Consider the following 24,494-nt stretch of genomic DNA (forward strand, 5'->3'; position numbering starts at 1 on the left):
ATCAGGAGCGTCCAAACCAGCCGTCACAGTGGCGCGTTGGAATGCGCCCGATCAAAGCCTTTCTAAAAAGCCTCTTTTACTATGCGATCGCCCGCAATGCCAAGTGCAGCCAAGTGGTTTTCCACTGCTTGCATCATCGGATCGGGACCGCAGAGGTAAAAGAATTCGGAGTGATCGCCACCATGTTTTTTAATAAGCTCTGCCGAAATAAATCCATGCTCGTAACCATCAACTTCCTCGTTTGAAAGAACGTTGATAAAGTTTTCGCCTAAAAGCGCACGGAATTTATTCTCAAGGATAATATCCGCTTTTGTCTTGTTTGCAAAAATCAGTTTGTTGTTGCCAACCTTGTTTTCCCGCTCAAGCTGTTTTAGGATTGCCAGAAAAGGTGTCACCCCTGCTCCACCAGCAATAAATATCCCTTCGCCCTTGTAGCTGATGTCCCCAAAAACATCATGGATAATCAGCTCATCCCCGCTGCCAAGCGAAAGCAATTGGTTCGTTACCCCGTTGTGGGGAGGGTATGTTTTGATGGTGAACTCAATGTGGTCATCTTCGGGCAGCGAAGTGAAGGTGAAAGCGCGTAATTCCTGCTCCCACCCCGGCTTATTGATGGAAATATCAACCGCTTGTCCCGGCGCGTATGCAAGCATCGGCGGTTTTTCCGCAACCACCCGGCGAACATCGTGCGTAAGGCTTTCGATGGAGATTATTTTGACGATCTGTCCCATGGTAGGTGAAGTGCTATTGTGGATATGTGGAAATGGCGATTGAGGTACGTGTTCAGAGTTCGCTGATTTTTTTCATCACGTTTTCCACCACCGCATCACAGTAAATCAGGTTAAACTCGTACAGCTCAACGGCAGAATATGTTTTTTCGATCTCGCCCCGCAGCATTGCCTTTGCGCGATTCAGCCGGACTTTAACATTGGCCTCGCTGATATTCAGCAGGCTTGCGGTTTCGGCGACGTTCATGCCGTTGATTTCCCGTAGCGAAAACACCATCCGATAATCCAACGGGATATTGCTCAGCGCGTTTTCGATAACATCCCCTAACTCGCGGCGTTGAACCACTTTATCCGTGTCGTTATTTGCGTTGGTAAACATCGGTACTGAATTCTCGTTGATATCTTGGGCAACCTCATGCTTAAAGCTCGACTTTTCCCGTTTCCGGTAGCAATTGTTCATCATAATACGGATAATCCATGTCTTAAAATCGGAGCGTCCTTCAAACTGCCGAAGGTTTTTATAGGCATCAATAAACGTGTCCTGCATCAGGTCAAGCGTGTCATCATGGGTGTAGTTGTAGGACCTGCCGACCTTATACAGGTATGGATTGAACCGCCGGACGATAATCTCATACAGGGCTTTTTCCCCATCCGCAATCCGGCGGATAATTTCTGCTTCGGTGAGTTTTTCGGACTGAACCATAGTCGGTTGAATAACCAGTTTATTTGATGATTGTAGAGAGTTTGGCCATTGCAAAGGCGGAAATGGCCATCACAAGATCCCGCACTGCCACGTCAACATGATTAAAACCAATCAACAGCGTCAGCGCAACAACGGTAAGCCATGCGGCAACAATATACCCACCAAGCTCTGTTTTTTTCAGCACGATAACCCCTGCCGCAATTTCAATAACGCCCACAATCATCATAAATGTTGAAGCGGAGAATGGCAGTAGATTAGCCATGGAAGGGTTGATGTATTGCGCCCAATTCGTCAGCAAGTTTGTGAACTTATCGGCCCCAGCAACGATGGGAACGATGACGAAGGTGTATTTCAGCAAATTGAAGATTTGCGCAAGCGATTGGTTCGAGTTTGCGGTTTCCATTGTTTTATTCCTTGTGTGGTTATGTTCAGTTGTTGTTTACGCGTGATGCGCCACTGATTCTTATCAGGGAAGACGCATTGGCGCATCACGCCGAATCAAGATTTCATTGCTAAAATTTATCAGGGAATTGCTTGGCGATCCCATCAGCAAGCACATCTGCCAGCATCATCATGTGGGCAAACGCGTGGTCGTAATCCTCAATGGCCTTTGTGTAATTCTTCTGAAGCAGATCAACAGCGTACGTTGTGGTTGTGGAGATATGTTCCTCCAGCATCGGTTCGGTAGCTGATTGCGGCCAATGTGTTGGATTTGCTGCCGACAAGAAATCGGCGATTTCTTTAGCGTTTGCATACCAGTCGCTAAGTGCTTTGTCCAGCGCAGCTTGGTCTCCGTTTCGCGCAGCCGTAAGAACGGGGACGGATTGCTGGATATGGATGGTTAGCAGATTCGTCAGCGCGTCGCCAGCGGCTTGGCCGTAGTATGGCACAATCGCTGCGCCAATATCTTTTTGATTTTGCAAAAGCCGATCAAGTTGTGCCTGCAGCCCATCAGGGTTGTGGTAGAAGGCATCAACGGTTGCGTAGGTCCACTGCATGTGATCGCCCCATAATTTCCGCATTGCGGTTTTTAGGGTCGTGTATTCCGTACCCTCTAATGGCGAAGTAGGTGCAACCTCTGTCTCGCAACCCTGCATGGCAAAAAGTGCGATGATGACGGCAATAAACAGCCCTGTTTTTTTCATTTGCTTCGGCAATTGGTTTGCGTGCTTCATTGTTTACTCCATTTATTTTTTTACGGTGCTACTGGTTAGAGTAAACGTGTTTTGGAAAGGTTACAAAGCAACTGCTGGGCGATAACGGCTTGTGGTTTGGCGCTGTGGGTGGCAATTTTTCGCAGAAAAAAATGTGGCAAAAGTAAAGGCTGCGATTCCCGATGAATCAGGAATCGCAGCCTTTGCAAGAATTACATTGAGGTGAAATATCCCGCCAACAGACTCGATGCCGCTCTCAATTCTGGAGGAAAGGATGGATTGGCCCGGGGCTTCCGCCTACGGCATCACCGCCACCGTTGCTTGGAATTTTTGCAAGCCCTGGTGGACGGTGATTAGGTAGCTTCCCTGATCAATCAGCGCAGTCTTCATCCAAAACATTCCGAAGCCTGTTGCCCCGGATTCGTTGTACCGCTGCCGAAGCACCACCTCGCCAAGCGATTGCACCTTGAACGTTTGCAGATTCATCATCGTGATGTTGCACGGGGCATCCAGCGACCACTCCCCCAGCGGCACACGCAGCCAGACTGTGGCGCGGTTTGTGGCCATGTTGGGGAGTATCGAAAACTTCACTGGCTCCTTTGGCTCGTCGGGAATTCGCGCAACCATTGGATGAAGCCCCACCCCCGTTAGCCGTGCAAGGAACATCCCCTGCGTGCGGTCGCTCCATGCATGGGCGATGTCGTTTACTTGGCGGCTGCATGAGGTGAGATACCACCGCCCATCCCATTCCACAATTTCCCCGGCGTGCGCCGTGGAAAGGAAGTACTCGGCGCGGTCGCGGAAATCCAGCGGCGTTTCGCTGATGATATACCGCATCCCCGATCCGCTTTTGTAGAATAGATAGTACAGTCCATCTTTTTTTATCACGCATGGCGATTCCGGATGCATGTAGGTGAAGGCATCGTAGCCGCTTGTTCGGCGAATCAGCACAGGGCCACGGTCGGTCCAGTTCAGCAAATTGGGAGAAGTGGCGGCAGCCACGCAGCTGAACTCCTGGTCCGCACGCCCCTTTGCGGAATCCTCGCGCAGCCGCGCAACGAAATACATGATGTAGCCAATCGCAGAATCGTAATAGATATGCGGGTCCCGCTCGGAAACCCGAATTGTTTGGCCAGCGGCATCGCGAAACAGCGGGTTGTTCGGATGCTGCACCCATGTTGTTAAATCGGTTGAGGTGGCCAAGCAGAGGTGCTCCCCTTCCATCGGCGACCCCGGGGTTGCGGTGTAAAACATGAAATAGACCCCGTCCCGCTCAATCACGTACGGCGCGTACACATGGCCAGCATTGAACGACCCCGCCGGGCCGGTGCTGAATGCCGGGGGCAACACCCTCCATGTTAGCAAATCAGGACTGACCGCATGGCCAATCTCGACCTCGTTGCCATCGCGGTACCATTTCTTCTTACTGATGTGGCCGGTGGTGTACAACAGATGCCACAGCGAATCCTTGCGGATCAGGCAGTGGTCGTTGATGTAGCGGTTGGGAATCTCCAACACCTTACGGAACAACAGGCTGTCGTTGCGGAGCGCGGCGGGGTCCGTGGCTTGGGCAGAAAGCTGCGCAACGCCGAATAGCAGAAAAAGCAGAACGAGAGCGAAGTGGGAGGTTGGCATGATGGATCGTTTTAGCTTAGTAGTTCGGTTGCAAGCAGGCCCGCGCCAATCACCGCACTGTCGTGGCCAAGCGCTGCCGGAAGCAGGCGGATGGAGCGGAGAGGAATGTAGAAAACATGATCCGCAAGGTGACGGCGCACCGGTCCCAGCAATCCCTCCCCAGTTTGCACCACTCCTCCGCCAAGCACAATCACCTCTGGAGCCAGCACGTGGATGATGCTTCCGATCCCAATCGCCAAGTACTTCGCGGTTCCCTCCCAGATTTCTTCGGCAAGCTCGTCGCCGGCGGTGGCGGCGGCAAACACTTGCTGGGGAGTGGCAGGGGATTGCGGGTTGGAGAGCATCTGGCGAAGCAATCCGCCACGCATGGGATAGCGGGCCAATGCTTCGTTGGCTCGGCGTGCAATCGCGGTTCCGCTTGCCATCACTTCCAAGCATCCATGATTGCCGCACGGGCAACGCGGGCCATCGGTTTGCACGGTGATATGCCCCATCTCCCCTGCCCCCGAAGCCACCCCGTGGTGCAACATCCCGTTCAGTATCACGCCGCCACCAATTCCGGTGCTGATGGTGAGATAAACCATGTTGGCCGCCCCCTTCCCCGCGCCAAGCCGGTGCTCGGCAAGCGCGCCCAGATTGGCATCGTTATCCAACAGCGCGGGGACCCCGAAGGATTCGGAAAGCTGCTGGCGAAGGGGGATATCCAACCAGTTGGGAAGATGCGGGAAGTTGAGAACCGTCCCGGCAACGTGGTCCAACGGTCCACCGATGGAGATGCCGATCCCCGCAAGCTGGCCCCGGGCGTTGGACAGCAGCCCTGCGCCAATTTCCATCAACCGCTGGATGACAACGGCGGGCGTTCCCGGGGAAGGAACCGGTTCTTTCACCAACTCATCAAACACTCCAGTTTCGCGGAATGGCTCGGCCTGCGCAATCCCCACTGCCAGCTTTGTTCCACCAATGTCGAAGGCCAGAATCAGGTTGTTCGGCATAGCGTTGCTTTGGTATCAGGGGAAAACGTTGGCATTACTTCGGCTTCTCCCCGCCAAAATCTTTGTCGTTGCTGGGGGATAGGGCTTTGTCCTTGTCAACAGTGCCTTGAGGGTCGCCCTGGGGCGGAGCGGATGGTTTGTCGCCCCCTTCGGTCGAGGTCTGGCCGGCGGGGTCTTCGGTGGCATCGGTTCCCAGAACATCGCTTGGCGGGGCCGAGTTTTCGATTGGGGCATCGCCCGGGGTTAGCGTCCCCCCGCCGGCCGATCCTTTCGCCACGCCGCTAAACTCGCGCACGTCGTACGGCAAGCGGTCGTCCTTATAGACCATGGCCATGAACCTTCCCCAAATTGGCGCGGCGGCTTTCCCCCCCTGGCCATACCACCCGGTAAACTTAATTCGATGATCGTCGAAGCCAATCCATACCCCCGCCACCAATTCCGGCGTGTAGCCCACAAACCACGCGTCGGCAAAATCGTTTGTGGTTCCGGTTTTTCCGGCTGCGGGATAGTTGAACCATTGGCGGATGGAGCTTGCCGTGCCGCCATCCACCACGCCGCGCATCATCGAGACCATCTGCCCAGCGATTTTTGCCGGCAAGGCTTCGTGCAACACACGCGGCGCTTGGTAGATCACCCGCCCCCAACGGTCCTCAATCTTCGTCACCAGAATCGGCTCCACCGCTACGCCATCGTTGGGGAAGGCGGTGTAGGCTCCGGTAAGCTCCAGCGGGGTGACTTCGGCGCTCCCCAGGGCAATGGAGGGAAGCTCAGGAATGGGGGATTTAATCCCCATATTTTTTGCCAAGCGCACCACTTTTGCCGGCGTGGTTCGCTCGCAGATCAAGCGGGCAGCAACGGAGTTGACGCTGAATTTCAGCGCGCTGCGGAGCGTCAAAGCTCCGCCGGAATTTCCCAGCACCTGCCATGTTTCGCCGCCGGGCATTCGATAGACGAACGTTCCTGCCGAGATTCCAGAGTTTGGGTTCATCCCTTCCTCCAGTGCCGAAGCATAGACGAATGGTTTGAAGGAGGACCCAGGCTGGCGGCGGATTTGGGTGACGTGGTTCAGCCCCATTCCGCTGGAAGGGTCGCGCCCGCCAACCAGTGCGCGAACGTAGCCGGTTTTTGCTTCCATCACCACAAACCCGGTCTCGATTTGGATTGCTTCTTTCTTCACCGAATCAATGAAGTCTGGGCGGCTGGTTAAGGCTTTCAAGATTTTTGCGCGGTGTTCATCGTTCACCGCTGCCTTGTATTCCTCGGTGTTGCGTGCGGCACGCTCGGTGATTTGCCGCAGCAACCGCTCGCGCCCGCGCCAGCTCCAGCTTCCTTCAAACTGCCGTTGGAAACCTTCCAGATGTTCGCGCACGGCTTGGTTGGCGTACTTCTGCATCCGGCTGTCAATCGTGGTGTAGATCACCAGGCCGTCGCGGTACAGGTTGTAGCCTTCCAGCTTCGGTTCTTTGGAAAGGATTTGGCGAACTGCCTCCACAAAATGCCCGGCAACGTTCGGCACGCGCTTCCGTTTTGCCAGCTTGATTGGGATTCCGGAGAACTTGCTGTACTCACTTCCGGTGATGTAGCCCACTTCCTGCATCAATGCCAGCACGGTGTTGCGCCGCTCGATGGCGCGGTCGTAGTGCTGCTCGATGTCGTAATTCTCCGGCCCTTTTAACACGCCAACAAGGTAGGCGCACTCGTCCAGCGAAAGGTCAATCGGGCGTTTGCCAAAGTAGATTTCGGCAGCCACCTGCAGCCCGTACGCCCCGCGCCCAAAATAGACGGTGTTGGCGTACATCTCCAGAATTTCATCTTTGGTGTAGGTGCGCTCAATCTGGACAGCGGTTAGTTGCTCGCGCAGTTTGCGGGTCATCGAAACCTCCTGCGATAAGTAGAGGTTTCGGGCAAGCTGCTGGGTGATGGTGCTGGCCCCTTCTTTGGTAAGGTTCATCGAAAGGATGTTCTTCACCATTGCCTTGATAATCCGCTCAAGGTTCACCCCCCAGTGGTCGTAGTATTTCTGGTCCTCGGTAGCAATCAGCGCGTGGATGAAGTTGGGCGGGATGGAATCGAAGGTGATATACGTTCGGTTGTGAACAAAAAACTGGTCCAACTGCTGGCCGTCGGCACTGTAGATGCGGGTGGAGAGATCGGGGCGTGGGTTCTCAAGCTCCTCAAGGTCGGGAAGGCCGCTGAAAATTTCCACGGCAAACACCCCAGCCACTAACAGAAGGAACGCCCCCACCACCAGGGTGATGCCCATCGCCGAGCGGAAGTAGGAGCCGCGTATTCCAGAAGATGTTGGTGTATCAGAAGCCATTGTCGGTTATTGGAAATCGGTTAAAAAATTGCACGCGCTGATGCTTGGAACCCCAGCATCCTGCCGCCACGCAGGTCTATCGGCCTTGCTGTTTGGCTGCCCCCTGCTGCCTTAGAAGTCATACTCCACTGTTGTCCCACGCTCGGTTGTTGCTGGGGTAACGATCAGTTTTTGGGGGATGCGCTGGCGAAGCTCTTGAACGTGGGAAATGATGCCGATTGCGCGGTTCGGCGAACGGAGCCGCTCCAGCCCGTTCATCACCGCATCAAGCAGCTGGCTGTCCAGCGTTCCGAATCCTTCATCAAGGAAGAAGAACTCCAAAGGCGCGTGGCCAAGCTGGATGGTGTCGCTAAGGGCCAGGGCAAGGGAAAGGGAGACAAGGAACGTTTCCCCCCCCGATAACGAATTGACCTCGCGACGGATCCCGCCATTGCAGTTGTCAATGATGTAGAAACCGCTTTCCTTATCGCTGCGGAGTTCAAGCAAGCCATTGGTTGACGATTCCAGCAATCGGGTGGCACGGCGGCAGACGTCGTCCAGCCGCTCGTTGGCAAGATAGTTCACAAACTGATTTTTGTGAAGGTATTTCCCCAACTGCTGAATCGTGGCCATTTGTTCGCCCACCACGCTGCTTCGTGCTTGCTGCTGATGCCACAGCTGGTTCTGTTCCTGGCATTCTTCCAACCTGCTTTGTGCCCCGCCGGCCTGGCCAATTGCGTTGTTTGCCTCCTCCTGGGCAATCCTCTGCGCCTCCCGAAGCTGCTCAACTTCCTGGTGGGTGATTGTTCGCCCGCCAACTTGCTCGCGCAACTCCGCCTCCTGTTTCCTCACCTCGCGGATATGGCCTTCGATGGTGGTGATCTCCTGGACCAATCGGCCAATCTCGGCTGGTTCTAACAACGCCGCTGTTGCCTCCTCCTCGCTGGCAAATCCTTGCTCGGCAATCGCCGCGCGGCAGGCGGCGTTCAAGGTGTCGCGCTCCTGCTCGGCCTTGCAACGTTTGTTGAAGCACTTGTCGTTGGCCTCGCTAAGAAGATGCTGTGCCGACTGCGCCGACTCGTACTCCATTCTGGCTTCGGAGTGTTCTTTCTCGATTCGCTTCAGCTCCGCTTCCCGCTCCTCGGCAATGCGTTCAATCGTCTCCCCAGCGGCACGGTTGGGGACCAGCTTCTGGAACTCCTCTCCAATAAATTTCTTGGCTTGCTCCACCTGTGTCAACAAGCCATTCCACGCGGTCTCGGCAGCGGCATGGCGCAGCTTGGCAGCGGTTTCGGCTTCGCGGGCTGTGTCATGGTTGGCCTGCTCGGTTTTGCGTTGCGCCTCTATCTCCTCGCACTTTTTTTTCAGATCGGCGGCGGCCTTCTCCCGCTCGGCCAGCTTGACAAGCTCGGTCTCCACTTCCTCAATGGATCTGTCGCCAGCGTGCTGCTGCAGTTCTTGGCTGATTGCCTGAAGCTGGCGCGTTTGGTCCGCCACTTTTTGGGATTGCTGCTGGTGGCTGGTGTGGATGCTGGCCAATGCCCCGCCAATGGTCGCCAACTGGCTGCTTTTTTGGTTCAGAGCTTGCTCGTTGTTGGCGGCCTGCGCCTCTATCTGCTTCAGGTTTTCGGCTGCTCTGCTTTTTTCCAGCTTTGCTTCCTCGCCACGCTGGGTGATTGCCGCAATCGCCGATTCAAGATTATCGGGGGAAGGAACGGCAATCGGTTCTGGATGCCGGGAAAGGGCTTCGCGAAGGTCGCTCATCGCCTTGTTGGCTGTGGTTCCGGCGCGGGCAATGTCCTGATGGAGTTGCTGCAACTTCGATTCGGCGGCGGCGATTTCACGATCCAGTTTTTGAAGATTCCCCGCCGCTTCTTTCCAGATCTTCTCACAACGCAGTTCCTCCCCCTGCCGTTCCTGAAGCTCCCCTTGCTCACCTTCTTCGGGGCGATACGGCGCGGGGTGGTCCAGTGCGCCACAAAGCGGGCATGGCTGACCATCGTGCAGATGGAGCGCGGCGGCGGCAAGCCCCATCCTTCGCTGCAATTCCTCGCGCCGGCTCCGGGCAGCCAAGTGGTTCGATTCGGCTTGCGAGACCTCGGGTTCCTGCGTCGCGTGGTTCCGGCGCAGCTCCGCCAGCTTGGTTTCCAATGCAGCGGCTTGCTCCTGAAGCCCATGAAGATTCAGCGTTTGGAGAACCGAGCGTGCCTCGGTAAGCTGGCTGTGGGTTGCCCGAAGGTTCTGCAAAGTTTCGCCCAGCTCGCGCTCCCGTTCCCGCGCCGCATCGCGCTGCTGGTTGGTGTTGTTGGCTGCCGCGCTTAGCTTCTCAAGCTCCTGTTTCGCGGCTTGCTCCTTCGCCTGCAATTCGGTGCGTTGGTGCTGGGTTCGTTCAAGCTCGGCTTGGTGATGGTGCAGCTGGGTGGCGGCCTCGGTGCGCTTCCAGAGTAGCTGGCGCAGCAATGTTATTTGCGCCTGCTGCTGGTGGCTAATCTCCAGCGATTTCAGTTGCTGGGTTGCTTGCTTGGCGCGCTCCTCCGTTTCCATTTTTTTGGCTTCGGCTTCCTGGCGTGCCTGCTCCCTTGCTTGCACCTGCTTGCTTGCCTCGTCAAGCAGATCTTTCCGTTTCCGCAGCTCGCCAAGGTCCCGTTGCAGCCGCTCCTTGCTCTGCTTCAATCCGTTGAGTTGTTTAACAACGTCTTCCCGTTGCTCTTGGCCTTCGAATGCTTCCGCTGCGCGGCTCCATCGGTCGCGGGCGGCGGTAAGTTTTGGCTGGTGCGCACGCACTTTCTCCACCGATTCGTTGTACTCCTCCAACGCCTCCGCGTGGCGTTTGCGTGCTTCCGCTGCGTTGCCAATCGGCTGGCGCAGATGCTGGGCGCGTTGGGCACGGTCGCGGGCGGCATGGTGGCGGCCAAGCAACAGTTCCTGCTCCGGCAGCGCGGCGGCGGCCCGCTCCGTTTCCGATAATCGTTCAAGAAGGGTCAGCAACTCGGCGGCGGCGGCGGCCCGCTCCGTTGCAATGCCCAGGGCTTGCTGGGCGGCGGTGCGGGCGGCAGTTGCTTCGTCAAGGTCGCGCTTGCATCGCTCAAGAGCTTCGTCGTTGAACTGGTCCAGCTGCGCCAGCCCACCACTCAGTTCGGCTTGCTCGATGCCAATGGCATCCATCCGTTTTTTTAGCTTTCTATCTAACTGCTCGCCATACTGCTGCAACCCGAACAAGCGTTGCAAAACCTCGCCACGTTGCGATCCGGTTAGGGCCAAGAAGTCGGCAAATCTCCCTTGCGGAAGCATCACCGCATGGCGGAAATCCTGAAGGGTTAGGCCAATGATGTTTTGGATTGCTTTGGTCCACCTCCCCTTTTTTTTCGGCCAACACAACGTCGCATTCGGGGGTGTGGTGCGTCAGCCGTAGCCTGCGGACTTGGGTCTCTTCTTTTTTTCGGACAAAGTGGCGCTCGGCGGTGTAGCGTTGGCGTTCGGCTCCGTTGCCAATCTCGAAAGTGAAGACAACGGAGGCATTGGTTTCTTGCTTATTCATGATTCCCTGAATGCCATACCCAGTCCGGTGGACATTGCCATACAAGGCCAGGGTGATGGCATCAAGGATGGAAGATTTTCCGCTTCCGGTGGGGCCAAAAATTCCGAACAATCCATCGGCCAACAGGTGGTCGAACTTGATGACTTGCTTCTGGCGGAAGCTATGGAACCCAGTGATTTCCAAAGTAATGGGACGCATGGTGCAGCAATGGAAAAGAAGAATGGTGAGACGGAGAGAGAGAGTAGCGACCTTCGGGCCACGCCGTTGTTGCGTGGCCACGCGGGGCAATATACAAATCCAGAGTAGGGGCGGCGAAGCCTACGATGCCGCCACCGCAGCAAGCCCCCTCCCCGCCTCCCCCAATGCTGGGGGAGGGGCTGGCAGGCGATGACCCGGGCAGCAGCGAACAACCGTTCATCGCAGAAACCACTTCCCCCCAGCATTGGGGGGACGCGCAGCCGCTTGCGGCGAAGCAGGGGGGCGCGGCGGCAAGGCCATGCCGCCCGCTCCTACCCAACCTCACCCCCCCACCCCCTCTCCGTGACTTCCTCCGCAAGCAACGCCAAAACAACCGACGGAGAGGGGGAGCAAGACCCCGGGGATTTCCGGGACACCCAATCGGCAGTGGCCTGAAACGCCCCACCCGTAACGCACGGTTGCCAAGCCCCCCAGCAACGAAGCGGCGGCCATGCTGCGGAGCTATATTGCGGCCATCATTAATCATCCGATTATCGCACAATGCACATCCATTTTATCGGCATCTGCGGCACGGCAATGGGGAACGTGGCTTTGATGATGCGTGCCCTGGGCCACACCGTGACCGGAAGCGATGAGAACGTTTACCCCCCCATGAGCACCCTGCTGGCCGATGCTGGCGTTGCGATTATGAGCGGCTTCGGACCGCAAAATCTTGACCCCGCCCCCGACCTTGTGGTGATCGGCAACCGGATGTCGCGTGGGAATAGCGAGGTGGAGGCCGCGCTGAACCAACGGCTTCGCTACACCTCGCTTCCTGAGTTGCTGAAGCAGCAGGTGATTCAGGGAAGAACCTCGATTGTGCTCTCCGGAACACACGGCAAAACCACCACGTCATCGCTGATGGCGTGGGTGCTGGAGTCCGCCGGGCGTTCCCCTAATTTTATGATTGGCGGCGTTCCCGGGAACTTCAGCGCGGGGTGGCAGCACCGCCCAGAAAGCCACCACGTGGTGCTGGAAGGCGATGAGTACGACACCGCATTTTTCGACAAGCGGTCCAAGTTTGCCCACTACCTTCCCACGGCGTTGGTGATTAACAACATTGAGTTCGACCACGCCGATATTTTCTCTTCGCTTGATGACATCCTTCTCTCGTTCCGCCGGTTGGTGAACACGGTCCCCGGGAACGGGGTGATTGCCGTCAACGGCGACGACCCAAACGCCACCAGCGTGGTGGCCAATGCTTTCACCACGGTGGAGACGTTCGGCCTGGGGGATGGATGCCGGTGGCGCGCTGCCAACATCGCCTACGATGCCGACGGCACCAGCTTCGACCTTCTGCGCGACGGCCAGCTGCAAGCGCGATTGCGGAGCACACTGCTTGGGGAGTTCAACGTGCGGAACGCGCTTGGGGTGGCGGTGATTGCCCAGTGGCTGGGGCTGGGTTGGGAGGAAATCAACCAGGGGATGAGCACGTTCACCAACACCCAACGCCGGTTGGAGCGGAAGGGCGAGCACGCCGGGGTGACGATCTACGACGATTTTGCGCACCATCCAACGGCCATTCGCCAGACGCTTCGGGCGTTGCGGGTGCGGCATCCGTCGCAGCGGCTTTGGGCCATTTTTGAGCCACGCAGCAACACCACCCGCCGCAGCGTTTTCCAGCGCGAGCTTGCCGAATGCTTTGGCGATGCCGACCTGGTGGTGCTGGCACAGGTGGACCGCCTGCACGACCTTCCGCCCGACCAACGGCTGCGGCCCGAGCAAGTGATGGACGACTTGCGCCAGCAAGGAATCACCGCCTACTACCTTCCCACGGTGGATGAGATTGTGCAATGCGTTGCCAACAATGCGCGTCAGGGGGATGTTCTTATCACCCTGTCGAACGGCGGGTTTGGCGGAATCCACGCGAAGCTGCCGGCGGCCCTGAACAACCGGAAAGAACCTTTGCTTGAAAACGAATAACGGCATGGCTTATCGCTGCCGATTGGCCGCCAACGATTGGCCAGCAACCGGCCATTCAATCACCAACAACCGAATAACCGAGACATGGAAGCATTCCTGATACAAGGCAACGCAAACGCCGATCTTGACCGCGCAAACCAACTGCTCAACAGCGGCTGGAAAATTGCCGAAGCGGTTCGCATTGGCAACCCCGAGACCGAGGACGGCGCGTTGATGCTGATACTGAAAGAAGGGAGCGACCGCTCGCGGCGTGCGCTGCTTGTTCGCTCCGGCGGCGACGACACCGGCATTGCCGCCGTGAACGCCGCGCTAAGCGAAGGCTGGACCGAGCGGGAATCCACCTTCACCATCAACCGCACCTCCACCGTCGTGGTGTTAATGAAAGAGCCGGACCGCCAGCTTGGCTTCTCGCCAACGAAGTGGGGGTAAGGCGTGCTTCCATCACTGCCGCTTGATGTTGTGAAAAAGGGGCGTTGCCACTGTTGCATGAATGCCTTCCCGGGTGGCTTCTCCTGCGATCTCTCCTGTGGTTTCCAGAGCAATCGCCACGGTATCTTTCGCCAACCATAAGCCGATGCAGCAGAACCTCACCATAGGGCTTCTTTCCTCCGATCCGGGGTGGGAGATTTTGTTGGAGCAGATCGGAGCCATTTGGGAAATCATCCCGCCTGATGCTGATCGTTCCCCCGCCCGCTACAGTGCCATTGTTGCCAACGGGAAGCTATCCGCCGCTGCGGCCAATAGGCTGATGGAGTATCTCAATCACGGCGGGGCGGTGCTGGCAGAGGGGATGGAGCTGCGGAACTTGGCCGCCGCCGCGCTGCGTCAACGCGGGGCGTTGATTGAAGAACCGGCAACGCAATTTCAGCGGGTGGGAGAGGGATACCTGACGGCCTGCGGCGCGGCCATTGGAAGGCTGATAACCAGCACCCACGCCAGGCGGCAACTGCTTCCCGCCCCGGTGGTTCGGGTGCTTCCAAGCGAGATTCTGGCCAGCACGAACAAGGGGTTCCACCGCAGGGGAATCCATCGCCAGCTTGCGCTTCTTCATGCCTTGCGTTCCCTTCCGTTCCCCACGCGATGGAGGTTCCCCGGGAACGCCCCCACAATCTTCTGCTACCGGATTGACAGCGACCACGGCACACGCCAGCAGATTGAGCAGTTGCACCACCGTTCGCAACGCTACCACGTGCCGATTACGTGGTTTCTTCACACCGAAGCGCACGAAGGTTGGATAGAAAGATTTGCGGAGTTCGAAGGGGATGAGATTGGGGTGCATTGCCACCGCCACCGAACCTTCAGGGGGTATCGGAAGAATGTGGAGAATATCCGGCGGGCAATCGCGCTGTTGGGCCAGCAAGGGATTTCCCCACGCGGGTTCGCCGCCCCAAACGGCTTCTGGAACCCGGGTCTTGCCGACGCTGTGGCCGATTGCGGATTCCTCTACTCCAGCGAGTTTTCCCTGGCGTACGATGACCTCCCGTTCCACCCGTGGCACGATTGGCGGAAGGAGTTTGGGGGAGTGCTGCAGGTTCCCATTCATCCGGTTTCGCCGGGGAACTTCCGCAGGGTTGGCGCAACGCCGGGGCAGATGATCCAGCATTACCAGCAGGCATTGGCATCGAAGGTTGATAGTGGCGAGCCGATCATTTTTTACGACCATCCAACGCACCAACAATGGGGCGTAACCGAAGCGGTGTTCACGGAAGTTTGCCAGCGGAAGATCCCGGTAATCACCATGGGAAGCTACGCCGAGTGGTGGATCCAACGGAGCAAAGCACGGGTGGAAGCCAGCATCGAAAACGGAGTGCTATCGGTGCAAACCCACAATGGCCCCAAGGACCTGATGCTAAACCTTGAACACAATCTGGAGAACCGGACGTTGGTGGCGGCAACCGCAACCCTTCCCCTTGATGAGATCGCCTGGGACCGGGCAAACCACCTTCCAGACAAGCCACCGCCGACGCGGGGCTACAACTTCAAAATGCTGTTCCATTCCGTGGAAGATGCTTTAACAAGGCTTCGCCAATGAGGGTCTGCTTCATCGCGCAACAAAGCGTCCGGCTGGTGGCGGGGGGGCCGTGGGTCCAGGCCCAAGAAACCGCGCACGCCCTTTCCGCGCTGGGGGTACGGGTGGAGTGGTTCAACCAATGGGAACCGTTCGAAGCAGGGAAGTACGACCTTGTCCACCTGTTCGGCGCAAACCTGATGTCGTACGACATCGCCATGCGGTTGCGGCAGTTTGGGATGCCGTTCGTTGTTTCCTCCATCTTCTTCACGCTCCGCTCCCCGCGCCAAATTCGGCTTGTGCTGAAAGCCGAGCGAATGCTGCAACGTGCGGTCAGCGGCCTGCGAACGGACTTCGGGATTTCCGCAGCGGTCTGCCGCGCCGCCAACGGGGTGCTGCCAAACACCAGTGCCGAGGCGGAGATCATCACCAACGGGTTTGGGGTGGACGCGCGCCACGTTCACGTTGTGCCGAACGGGGTCAATCTGCGCTTTGCCGATGCAACGCCGGAACTGTTTCTTCGGGAATACGGCATCCACAACCCGGTGCTGAATGTTGGGCACATTGGCTCGCTTCGGAAAAATGTGTTGGGATTATTGAAGGCGATGGAAAGGGTGGATGCGCCGCTGGTGTTGATCGGGAAAATCCACCGGGGGGAGTATGCCGACCGCTGCTTGCAGCTGGCAAAAAAGAACCCGAGAGTTCAGATCATCGAAGGCCTGCCGAACGACTCCGAGCTGCTGGCCTCGGCCTACGCTGCCGCGCCGGTGTTCGCGCTCCCTTCTTTTTTCGAGACGCCTGGGATTGCCGCGTTGGAGGCCGCGCTTGCCGGGGCCAATGTGGTAATCACCCCGCATGGCGGCACCCGCGATTACTTTGGGGAGGAAGGAAGGTACGTGAACCCGAACTCCACCGAATCAATCGCCAACGGCATCAACGCCGCGCTTGCCGCCCCACCCAGCACCACGCTACGCCAGCGAATAGCGGCGGAATACTCGTGGAAGCGGGTGGGCCAGCTGACGCTGCAGGCGTATCAGAAAGTGGTGGCGGCGTAATCGCACCCGTGGGCAAATCCCGCATCATCAGATTCACAAAGGATCATGCAATCCATTTCCCCATTGTTCCCCTTCTTGCAGCAGATATGAATCAGCCAGAGTTGATGGATGGAGAATCCCACCGGGGTGGCATGATGCATCCGGTGTTGCTTGGGGTGGTGGCAATCGTTGGTTGCACGTTGCTCCATTTAACCGGGTCCTTTTTTTTGATTCTGGATGCCCAGAACCCGGCCAACCGAACGTTGGCGCGGGTGATGATTGGCGTTGCCCAGCTTCTGCTGATGCTTGCCCCAACGGTGATGCTGGCGCGGTACGCCGTCGGTCCGGTTGAGCAATCGCTGCGGCTGCGCCCTGGGCCTCCGTTCAGCTACCTTGCCATGGGGATTGCGATGGTGTCGCTGTGGCCGCTGCTGCAAACGGTGCTGATTGCCCAAGAACTCTACCTGATCCCGCCCGACATTCTGGCATCGCTGAAGTCCGCGCAGGAAAACACCGAAAGCACCTACCGCCTGCTTCTGGCCTCCGACACACCAACGGGACTGCTGATCTCCATCGCCATTGGCGCGTTGATCCCGGCCCTGAGCGAGGAGGCGTTGTACCGCGGGCTTGGGCAAGGGTTGTTCCGCCAGGCATTGCGTCCGGCGGGGGCAATCCTGCTTAGTGGGCTGTTGTTTGCGGGGCTTCATTTCCAGCCGCTGGCGTTTCTTCCGTTGCTGGGGCTTGGTTGCTTCCTGGGATTTGTCACCGAACGAACCGGAAGCATTATCCCCGCAATTACTGGCCACGCAATGTTCAACGCCGTCACCATCATGGGCTTATCGGCGGTGGGGGAAATGCCGCCGGAGCTTCAGAAGCCGCCAGCAATCACCACCGAGTTGTTCCTGCAAAGCCTTCCCGGGGCGGCGGTGGCAATGGTGATTCTTGTTCTGGTGATTCTGTGGTTCCGCAAGATGCAACCAGCGGAGCCGAATGCTCCCGTGTGAAATTTTCGATCCAGTAAAACTCTCGGTTCAGGAACCTTACAACACACCATGTCCACACCAACACTCACGCTAAAACCTCGGGAAGAACGCCGGTTGCTCAACGGTCATCTGTGGGTTTTCAGCAACGAAATTCAAACGGTTGATAGTTCGGCGGGGCGGGGCGATGTGGTGCGGGTAAGCTCGGCAGCGGGGAAGCTGATGGGGGTGGCGATCTACAACCCGAACTCCCTGATTGCCGCACGCCTTATTGACCGGGAGGATGTTCCCCTTGATGGCGATTGGTTCCGCAGCCGCATCCGGCGTGCGCTTCGGTTGCGCGAAATGCTCTTCCCGGGATCGTCCACCTACCGCCTTCTTCACTCCGAATCGGACGGCGTGCCTGGGGTGATTGTTGACCGGTTCAACGAAGTGATGTCGGTCCAGATTGCCGCCGCAGGGATGGAGGCGCGGCGCGACCTGCTGTTCGATGCCTTGATGGAGATTGAAGGGGTAAGCGGGGTTGTTGAGCGGAACGACCATCAGCTTCGCGTGCTGGAAGGATTGCCCGAGCGGGTTGGCCTGGTTCGCGGCACCGCCGATGTTCAGCAGATCAGCGATGGAATAATCCGCTACCAAATGGATCCGCTTGGCGGGCAAAAAACGGGGGCGTATCTGGACCAGCGAACCAACCGAATCGCCATGCGGAGATTCATGGGGGCGGGGCAGGTGCTGGACCTGTTTTGCAACGATGGAGGGTTCGCGCTTCACGCAGCGGATGCCGGCGCGGAACGGGTGATTGCCGTGGACAGCTCGGCAGCAGCGATTCGTTCGTTGCAATCCAACTGCATGCTGAACAACCTTGCGCAGATTCAGGGGCGTGAGAACGATGTGTTCAGCGAGCTGCACGACCGCCGTTCGCAGGGGGAGCAGTTCGCCGCCGTGATTGCCGATCCGCCGCCGTTTGCTCGGTCAAAAAAACATATCGCCGCAGCGCGGAAGCGGTATGTGGAGTTGTTCAGCCTTGCCGTGCAAGTTACCGCGCCGGATGGCGTTGCGTTCCTTGCCACGTGCTCGCACCACATCACCCGCGACACGTTGTTGGAGATGGTTCGGGAGGCGTTGCGGAAGTCCCGGCGCGAGTGCGTCATCCTTGAAGAGCGCGGGGCTTCGCCTGACCATCCGGTGCATCCGGCAATGCCGGAGACGGGGTACCTGCACGGCGTGATCCTGCGCGTGGGATAGCCCGGTACATCTCATTTTTTTGCTCCGTTCTTTCCCAAGCTCCCCCAGCCTTCACGGCCAGTGACGCGCCGCCACGTTGGTGCGGGTTCAGCCCTGTAACTTCTTCTTCTGCACGCGGGTTTCTTTGGCAGCCAAGGTGGTTGGCACAATGGTTGTTGCGAAGCCTTGTTGGAGAGAGAGAGAAAGGAGGATACAGGAAAGAGAGGGAGGTATCGCTAACCCATCCGCGATTCCATCCGTTACGTATCCAACACCACAGGGTATCGTTACCCCGCCACCAAACCTTGGGTCACTTAAACAACGGGAGCAAACCATGCGCCACATTCTTCTTTTCATCTGCATTACTGCTTTGATAGCAGGTTGCGCCGACCAAGCGCCGGCCCCTTCAACCGGGAGTGAAGGGAGCGATATGGCTGCAATTGTGGCGGGCGTTGTCGGGGCAAAAAGCCACGGGTTGGTTGCCGATCTTCAAGACCTTTTATCGGCCACCAACGCCGATTCGATTGACGCGCTTCAAGCCACCCTTCACCTTCCGGCAGCAAACATCCACCGGGTTGGAATGGCCGGAAGCACGCCAGCCAGCAGCAACGCCGTGCGGTTCGAGCGGAACTACGTGGACACCATGAGCGAGTGGAAACGGAACTACACCGTAACCCCAATGAGGCCAGCCGGCAATCATGACACATTCAGCATCGTAGCCGCTTCCACCGGGCAAGGAACCTACCGCAACGGAGATTTGACGCTTCAAACGGAGCTGACGGAGTCCATACAGATTGCACGCACAGCCGACGGATACCAGATTTCGGGGGAGCATATCGTGGATGGCGACGCAACGGTGCTTGCCAACAGCACGGCCAGCTATCACGATGTCACCGTCAAGATCACCCTTGCATCGCTGGCGGTTGAATCGTACACCCCTTCCACCATGCCATCCCTCTCTGGCCGTTGCGATGTTGCGATTTCCGCCGGCAGCACGCACGGGACGTTATCGGTGACGGGAACGGTGATCTTCAACGACTCGGCAACAGCCCGCTTGCTGCTGGATGGGAAGGAATATCTGATAGACTTGAAGCAGGCAAGGGTAATCACTGGCGGGGTTTGAAAAACGTAGGCTTAGGCGGGATAGCACACGCTATCTCTGAATCATAGATCGCATGAAGGAAGCAGGTTGCCGGCAACGACCTGCTTCCTTCATTTTATCCGTACTTTGCTGCTGGCAAAAAATTCTGATTTCTGATGGGAGTTACTGCTATTCCATGAACGTCCGCCGTTTTCTTTGGCTGCTACGGAACGACCCGCCTCTGTTCGCCGTTGCGGCATTTCTTTCATGGCTTGGTTATCGCCGCCCGATTCCGCAGAACCCGAAACGCATCCTTATCTACAAACCGGACCACATGGGTGATGTGCTGATGGCCACCCCAGCGATTCGGGCAATCCGGGGGCGATATCCGGAAGCGGAGATCACGATTGCCGTTGGCATCTGGAGCGAACAGTTGCTGCGGAACAACCCCGACATTGATGGTGTCGTCCGCTACAACAGCAAAAAATTTATCCGCTGGGATACGCAGCCAATTCCTTTGCGCGATGCAATGAATTCGCTGCAAGGTTGGAAGCCAGATTTGATTATTTCATTGCGGGATGATTGGGCGATTCTCCGGGCCTCAATCTTCGACCGCACGCCACGCCTGGACCGTGGCAGGGCGCAGTGGAAGGAGTGGCGTGCCCGAAAAAAAACGACCCGCCCAAAACGCCACGAAACCGAACTCCTGTGGGATGCCCTTGCACCGATTGGCATTTTCCCCCAACAGATTGAACGGCTGACCTACGTGGTAAGCGTGGAGGAACGGGAGCAAGCATTGGCATTGCTTCGGGAGCGTGGGGTTGTGGCTCCATTTGCGGTGGTTCATCCTGGGGCATCTACTCGGCTGAAGGAATGGGAGCTTGGGCGATTTGCCGCAGTGGCGCGGGGGCTGGCGCAGCAGCCGGGGATGCAAATTGTGGTGATCGGTTCGCCGGAGGAGCGGGAAAGGGGGGGGGAGTTAACGCAGTTGCTGCAGGAACTCCATCCGGTTGATCTATCGGGGAAGCTATCGCTGCGCCAAACGGCAGCGGTGCTTCAGCAAGCGAAGATTTATCTGGCTTCCGATGGTGGGATGATGCACATTGCTTCGGCGGTAGGAACCGCAACGGTTGGGTTGTTTGGGCCTGGTTATGCGGATGTTTTTCACCCGATTGGGGACCACACGCGCACCATCAGCCATTCTTTTCCATGCAGCCCATGCAGCCAGCAGCACTGCATCCGTCCGAACGACACCTGCATGATGGCGATCACTGCCGATGAGGTTGTTGCCGCAATTCATTCGCTGCTCAACTCTGCTTCACGATAGCGAAAGTGGGGGTCAGGCGGCAATCTTTATCACCTTCACCGATTTCACCGCGACGTTCTCCGAAAACAGCACGCAGATATACATTCCGGGGATAACTGGTTTTCCGGTTTCGTCGTTTCCATCCCGGGAACGTCGTAATTCCCTTTTGGGTGAATTCCTTCGAACAGGGTTCGGATTGGCTTCCCTAATAAATCATAAACGCTAATGCGGATGCGTGCATCGTTCGGCATCGAAAGTTGAAAAACTGTTCCTTCGGTGAAAGGGTTGGGATAGACAACCTTTGCACCTGCACCTCCGCCGGCAGCAGAGGCATCCTGCGTCAATGCCGCAGCCAACAGACCGGCCAGAAAAACCATAGCGGCAGATCGTGATATTCTCATAGCGCATCTTCCCCTGTCTCGATCATGGAACGGAATCATCTTGTTGTGAATGGGCTGATGGAAAATTTAGGGCTTATCGGAGAACCCTTGCAAGCAAATTATTGGTGCACCACTGACGCGCTTGGTTCCAACTGATTGCAGCCCTGAAAGAAGGAGAGGGGGGACTGCTGTTATCGCTGGCTGGCGTTGCTCTGTGGTTGCCCTTCCCCCATGCAGCGTTGCCTTGATGACGGAACCAACAACCAACTGTGACAACGGATTTGGAACGTGGGTGCCAATTCGCGATTGCGCAATTCAGATGATCGCCTTGCCCACCACCAATAATTTGTGATTCCGGTGCTAAGAATCTATTGGGAATTTCCTGCCGATGAAGATGGCATAGCAAGCATTTCGCGCAAAAATCCTTCGCCATATCCACCTTTATTCCAAATAACCAGGCGAACGGACATGAGCACAGCGGATTTTTCGGCGCTTTGAAAAGCACCCGCAACAATGACCATAACCCAGAAAGAATACATCGGCGATTGTCACAAATTTCATGCGGGTAATTTTTCTCTGGCTATTTCTGAAATTCCTTTCTGTATATTTGCGCCCGTTCAATGCGAAAGGTATTTCGCAGCACATCCAAATTAATCACGCAGGATATTGCTCATGGCATCACTGAACGGGAGTCAGGCAGCGCTCGCAGCCGAGCTTGGGACCCAAATGATCTCAATGATCGGGTCATTGATGGAAACGATTCACGCCACCCCCGCCTCACCTATTTCCTCCTTCCCTACAAAGAATTCCGGCAATTATGTTTTTGTCACCTACACGAACAGCGGTCACCCGCTCACAATAGGTGTGGTTACCGAATTTATGGGAGCCAAAGAGGTTGCGCAGATTATTAGCAATGTCCGCAGCTTAGGCACCGCTGGCGTAGCCGCCTCGCAACGGATTATTGATGCAGGAAGTGCTTCCCTATCCCTTAACCTCTATCGAATTATTGAAGGCTTGCTTACGGTAGAAGCACGAGCCACCAGCTCTGCTGCTGCGGCAACCGCCGAACCAGCCGCTGCTGGGACAAAGAAACGTAGGGGTTCCAAAAAAGCATCTGCAAAACGCAGAGGTCGCCCAAAGAAAAACGCTGATGCCGCCGCTGCCGATGCTCCTGCCGCACCGAAAAAAGGTCGTCGCGGTCGCCCAAAGAAAAATGCTGACGTAGCTGCCGCTGCCGATGCTCCTGCCGCACCGAAAAAGGGACGCGGTCGCCCAAAGAAAAACGCTGATGCTGCCGCTGCCGATGCTCCTGCCGCACCGAAAAAAGGACGCGGCCGCCCAAAGAAAAACGCTGATGCTGCCGCTGCCGATGCTCCTACCGCACCGAAAAAAGGTCGAGGCCGTCCAAAGAAAAATGCTGATGCTGCCGCTGCCGATGCTCCTGCCGCACCGAAAAAAGGTCGTCGCGGTCGCCCAAAGAAAAACGCTGATGCTGCCGCTGCCGATGCTCCTACCGCACCGAAAAAAGGTCGTCGCGGTCGCCCAAAGAAAAATGCTGATGCCGCCGCTGCCGATGCTCCTGCCGCACCGAAAAAGGGACGCGGTCGCCCAAAGAAAAATGCTGACGTAGCTGCCGCTGCCGATGCTCCTGCCGCACCACAAAAAGGTCGCGGTCGTCCAAAGAAAAACGCTGACGTAGCTGCCGCTGCCGATGCTCCTGCCGCACCACAAAAAGGTCGTCGCGGTCGTCCAAAGAAAAACGCTGATGCAGCTGCTGCTTCCGATACTCCTGCTGCACCGAAAAAGGGACGCGGCGGCCGCCCAAAGAAAAATGCTGATGCAGCACCAAGCGAGCCGGTTGCCATGGTTGAGGTTTCTTCGGTAGAAGCTCCGCCGGAAGCCGCTTCGGCCACGCGCCCGGCACCAAAACCACGCGGTGCTGGGAAGAAGAAAAAAATTGCCGTAACAAAAACCAGAGGCAAACGGGGAGCAAAGAAGAATGCTGCCCTATCAGTAGGTGAATCGTCCGAGCCTTCGGCAGAAGGATAGAGGAACCGAGAGTTAACAATGCATGGGCATCTTAGCAGATTGCTAAGATGCCCATGTTGTTTGGAAGGCTTCGGTATATTGAGCCTCCTTTACACTGGTACACTATCATGGCAATCGTTACCTCCGAAAGTTTAGCAACCCAGCTACGGCATGGGAAAATTGAGCCGTTATATTTCTTGTTTGGGGAGGAAGAGTTTTTGATTGATGAGGCCGTGGAGGAAATCATTGAGCGATCGGTGGATAAATCTACCGTCAGCTTCAATTTTGACCTTTTACACGGAACGGAAGTCACGCTGCAAGAAGTTGTGGAGCGTGCCGTGGCTTACCCGCTGATGGCCGATCGCCGCGTTGTTGTGGTGCGCGACATTGACCGCACATTTAGCCTGCGCGGGAAACCCGACCCAACCTCCCCATTCGCCCGATATATCGCCTCCCCTTCCCCCTCCACCACACTTGTGCTAACCGCAGCCACTGGAGATGTGCTAAAAGGGAAGACCCCAAAAGCACCGTATAACCTTATCACCGAACACGCCGCCAGTGTTCAATTCAAAAAGATTTACGACCGCGAGCTTCCATCATGGACCGCCGAGAGGATTCGCAAGCGTGGGAAGGAGATCACCCCGGATGCTGTTGAATTATTCGTGAGTTATGCCGGCGGATCCTTACGCATTATTAGCAATGAGATTGAAAAGCTGTTTACTTACGTTGAAGGGAAAAAAAGCATCACTGTTGACGATGTGCGGACGGTGGTGGGGACCTCCAAAACATGGAACATCTTTGAACTTCAGAAAGCATTGGGAACCAAGAACGCAAGCCTTGCATCGGAAATCGCCGAGCGGATGCTGCGCGCAGGGGAACCGGAGCAGCTTATTCTGACGATGCTGACGCGCTACTTCACCATTCTGTGGCGATTAACCGAGCTTCGTGCCCGCACCCGGGATCAGCATGAAATGGCACGTGCGGTTGGCATCACCTCATTTTTCTTAAACGAATATCTGGCGGCTTTGCAGCGATACCCTATGGACCACTTGCGGAATGCGTTCGAAGCCTTGATGCAGGCCGATATCCTGCTGAAATCCTCCAGCATCTCGGGAAGCATCATCATGCAAATGCTGCTGGCCTCGATTACCCAGGGGAAAAATGTCATGCCGTATCGCGAGCGGCGATAAGGAGCGGGTTGCCACCAGCGCACACACCGTGACAGTGCAGAAATCCAGAACCAC

20 protein-coding genes are annotated in these 24,494 nt (G+C 56.8%); 11 read left to right on the top strand and 9 right to left on the bottom strand.

Annotated elements, in window-relative coordinates:
• Positions 1-62 precede the first annotated feature (62 nt).
• From IPM61_05275 to IPM61_05315, 9 genes are all read right to left on the bottom strand, one after another.
• Positions 63-731, bottom strand: coding sequence for a flavodoxin reductase (locus tag IPM61_05275; protein MBK8910723.1), 669 nt, complete (start codon positions 729-731; stop codon positions 63-65).
• Between the two features lie 52 nt (positions 732-783).
• Positions 784-1,431 carry a sigma-70 family RNA polymerase sigma factor gene (locus IPM61_05280; protein ID MBK8910724.1) on the bottom strand — a complete coding sequence of 216 codons (648 nt, stop codon included), beginning with the start codon at positions 1,429-1,431 and terminating at the stop codon, positions 784-786.
• 19 nt (positions 1,432-1,450) lie between these two features.
• On the bottom strand, positions 1,451-1,834 hold the full coding sequence (locus tag IPM61_05285; protein ID MBK8910725.1) for a hypothetical protein: 384 nt from the start codon (positions 1,832-1,834) through the stop codon (positions 1,451-1,453).
• A 109-nt stretch (positions 1,835-1,943) separates the two neighbouring features.
• Positions 1,944-2,606 carry a hypothetical protein gene (locus IPM61_05290; GenBank protein MBK8910726.1) on the bottom strand — a complete coding sequence of 221 codons (663 nt, stop codon included), beginning with the start codon at positions 2,604-2,606 and terminating at the stop codon, positions 1,944-1,946.
• A gap of 276 nt (positions 2,607-2,882) precedes the next feature.
• Positions 2,883-4,220, bottom strand: coding sequence for a family 43 glycosylhydrolase (locus IPM61_05295; GenBank protein ID MBK8910727.1), 1,338 nt, complete (start codon positions 4,218-4,220; stop codon positions 2,883-2,885).
• 11 nt (positions 4,221-4,231) lie between these two features.
• On the bottom strand, positions 4,232-5,212 hold the full coding sequence (locus tag IPM61_05300; GenBank protein MBK8910728.1) for an ROK family protein: 981 nt from the start codon (positions 5,210-5,212) through the stop codon (positions 4,232-4,234).
• 34 nt (positions 5,213-5,246) lie between these two features.
• Positions 5,247-7,532 carry a PBP1A family penicillin-binding protein gene (locus tag IPM61_05305; GenBank protein ID MBK8910729.1) on the bottom strand — a complete coding sequence of 762 codons (2,286 nt, stop codon included), beginning with the start codon at positions 7,530-7,532 and terminating at the stop codon, positions 5,247-5,249.
• Positions 7,533-7,643: 111 nt separating this feature from the next.
• Positions 7,644-10,739, bottom strand: coding sequence for a hypothetical protein (locus IPM61_05310; GenBank protein ID MBK8910730.1), 3,096 nt, complete (start codon positions 10,737-10,739; stop codon positions 7,644-7,646).
• Positions 10,693-11,247: an AAA family ATPase gene (locus IPM61_05315; protein ID MBK8910731.1), complete on the bottom strand. Its 555-nt coding sequence runs from the start codon at positions 11,245-11,247 to the stop codon at positions 10,693-10,695. The genes IPM61_05310 and IPM61_05315 overlap by 47 nt, the downstream gene beginning before the upstream one ends.
• 189 nt (positions 11,248-11,436) lie before the next feature.
• Here IPM61_05315 and IPM61_05320 point away from each other — a divergent pair, with 189 nt between their 5' ends.
• From IPM61_05320 to holA, 11 genes are all read left to right on the top strand, one after another.
• A complete protein-coding gene (locus IPM61_05320; GenBank protein MBK8910732.1) occupies positions 11,437-11,682 on the top strand; it encodes a hypothetical protein in 246 nt (81 codons plus the stop codon).
• Positions 11,683-11,787: 105 nt separating this feature from the next.
• Complete coding sequence (mpl, locus tag IPM61_05325; protein MBK8910733.1) at positions 11,788-13,209, top strand: UDP-N-acetylmuramate:L-alanyl-gamma-D-glutamyl-meso-diaminopimelate ligase; 1,422 nt, start codon at positions 11,788-11,790, stop codon at positions 13,207-13,209.
• 84 nt (positions 13,210-13,293) lie between these two features.
• Positions 13,294-13,638, top strand: a complete 345-nt coding sequence (locus IPM61_05330; protein MBK8910734.1) for a hypothetical protein — start codon at positions 13,294-13,296, stop codon at positions 13,636-13,638.
• A gap of 145 nt (positions 13,639-13,783) precedes the next feature.
• Positions 13,784-15,241, top strand: coding sequence for a polysaccharide deacetylase family protein (locus IPM61_05335; GenBank protein MBK8910735.1), 1,458 nt, complete (start codon positions 13,784-13,786; stop codon positions 15,239-15,241).
• Entirely contained in the window at positions 15,238-16,272 is a 1,035-nt protein-coding gene (locus tag IPM61_05340; GenBank protein ID MBK8910736.1) for a glycosyltransferase family 4 protein, read from the top strand. Before IPM61_05335 ends, IPM61_05340 begins: the two co-directional genes overlap by 4 nt.
• Before the next feature lie 86 nt (positions 16,273-16,358).
• The gene (locus IPM61_05345; GenBank protein MBK8910737.1) at positions 16,359-17,255 is read left to right on the top strand and encodes a CPBP family intramembrane metalloprotease; all 897 of its coding nucleotides are present in this window, start codon (positions 16,359-16,361) and stop codon (positions 17,253-17,255) included.
• 48 nt (positions 17,256-17,303) lie between these two features.
• Positions 17,304-18,476: a class I SAM-dependent rRNA methyltransferase gene (locus tag IPM61_05350; protein ID MBK8910738.1), complete on the top strand. Its 1,173-nt coding sequence runs from the start codon at positions 17,304-17,306 to the stop codon at positions 18,474-18,476.
• A 313-nt stretch (positions 18,477-18,789) separates the two neighbouring features.
• Positions 18,790-19,578: a hypothetical protein gene (locus IPM61_05355; GenBank protein MBK8910739.1), complete on the top strand. Its 789-nt coding sequence runs from the start codon at positions 18,790-18,792 to the stop codon at positions 19,576-19,578.
• A gap of 154 nt (positions 19,579-19,732) precedes the next feature.
• Positions 19,733-20,863 carry a glycosyltransferase family 9 protein gene (locus tag IPM61_05360; protein MBK8910740.1) on the top strand — a complete coding sequence of 377 codons (1,131 nt, stop codon included), beginning with the start codon at positions 19,733-19,735 and terminating at the stop codon, positions 20,861-20,863.
• Positions 20,864-21,894: 1,031 nt separating this feature from the next.
• A complete protein-coding gene (locus tag IPM61_05365) occupies positions 21,895-23,271 on the top strand; it encodes a hypothetical protein (GenBank protein MBK8910741.1) in 1,377 nt (458 codons plus the stop codon).
• Positions 23,272-23,378: 107 nt separating this feature from the next.
• Complete coding sequence (gene holA / locus IPM61_05370; protein MBK8910742.1) at positions 23,379-24,440, top strand: DNA polymerase III subunit delta; 1,062 nt, start codon at positions 23,379-23,381, stop codon at positions 24,438-24,440.
• The last annotated feature ends 54 nt before the right edge of the window (positions 24,441-24,494 follow it).

The organism is Chlorobiota bacterium, from assembly GCA_016710285.1.
GTDB lineage: Bacteria > Bacteroidota > Ignavibacteria > OLB7 > OLB7 > OLB7.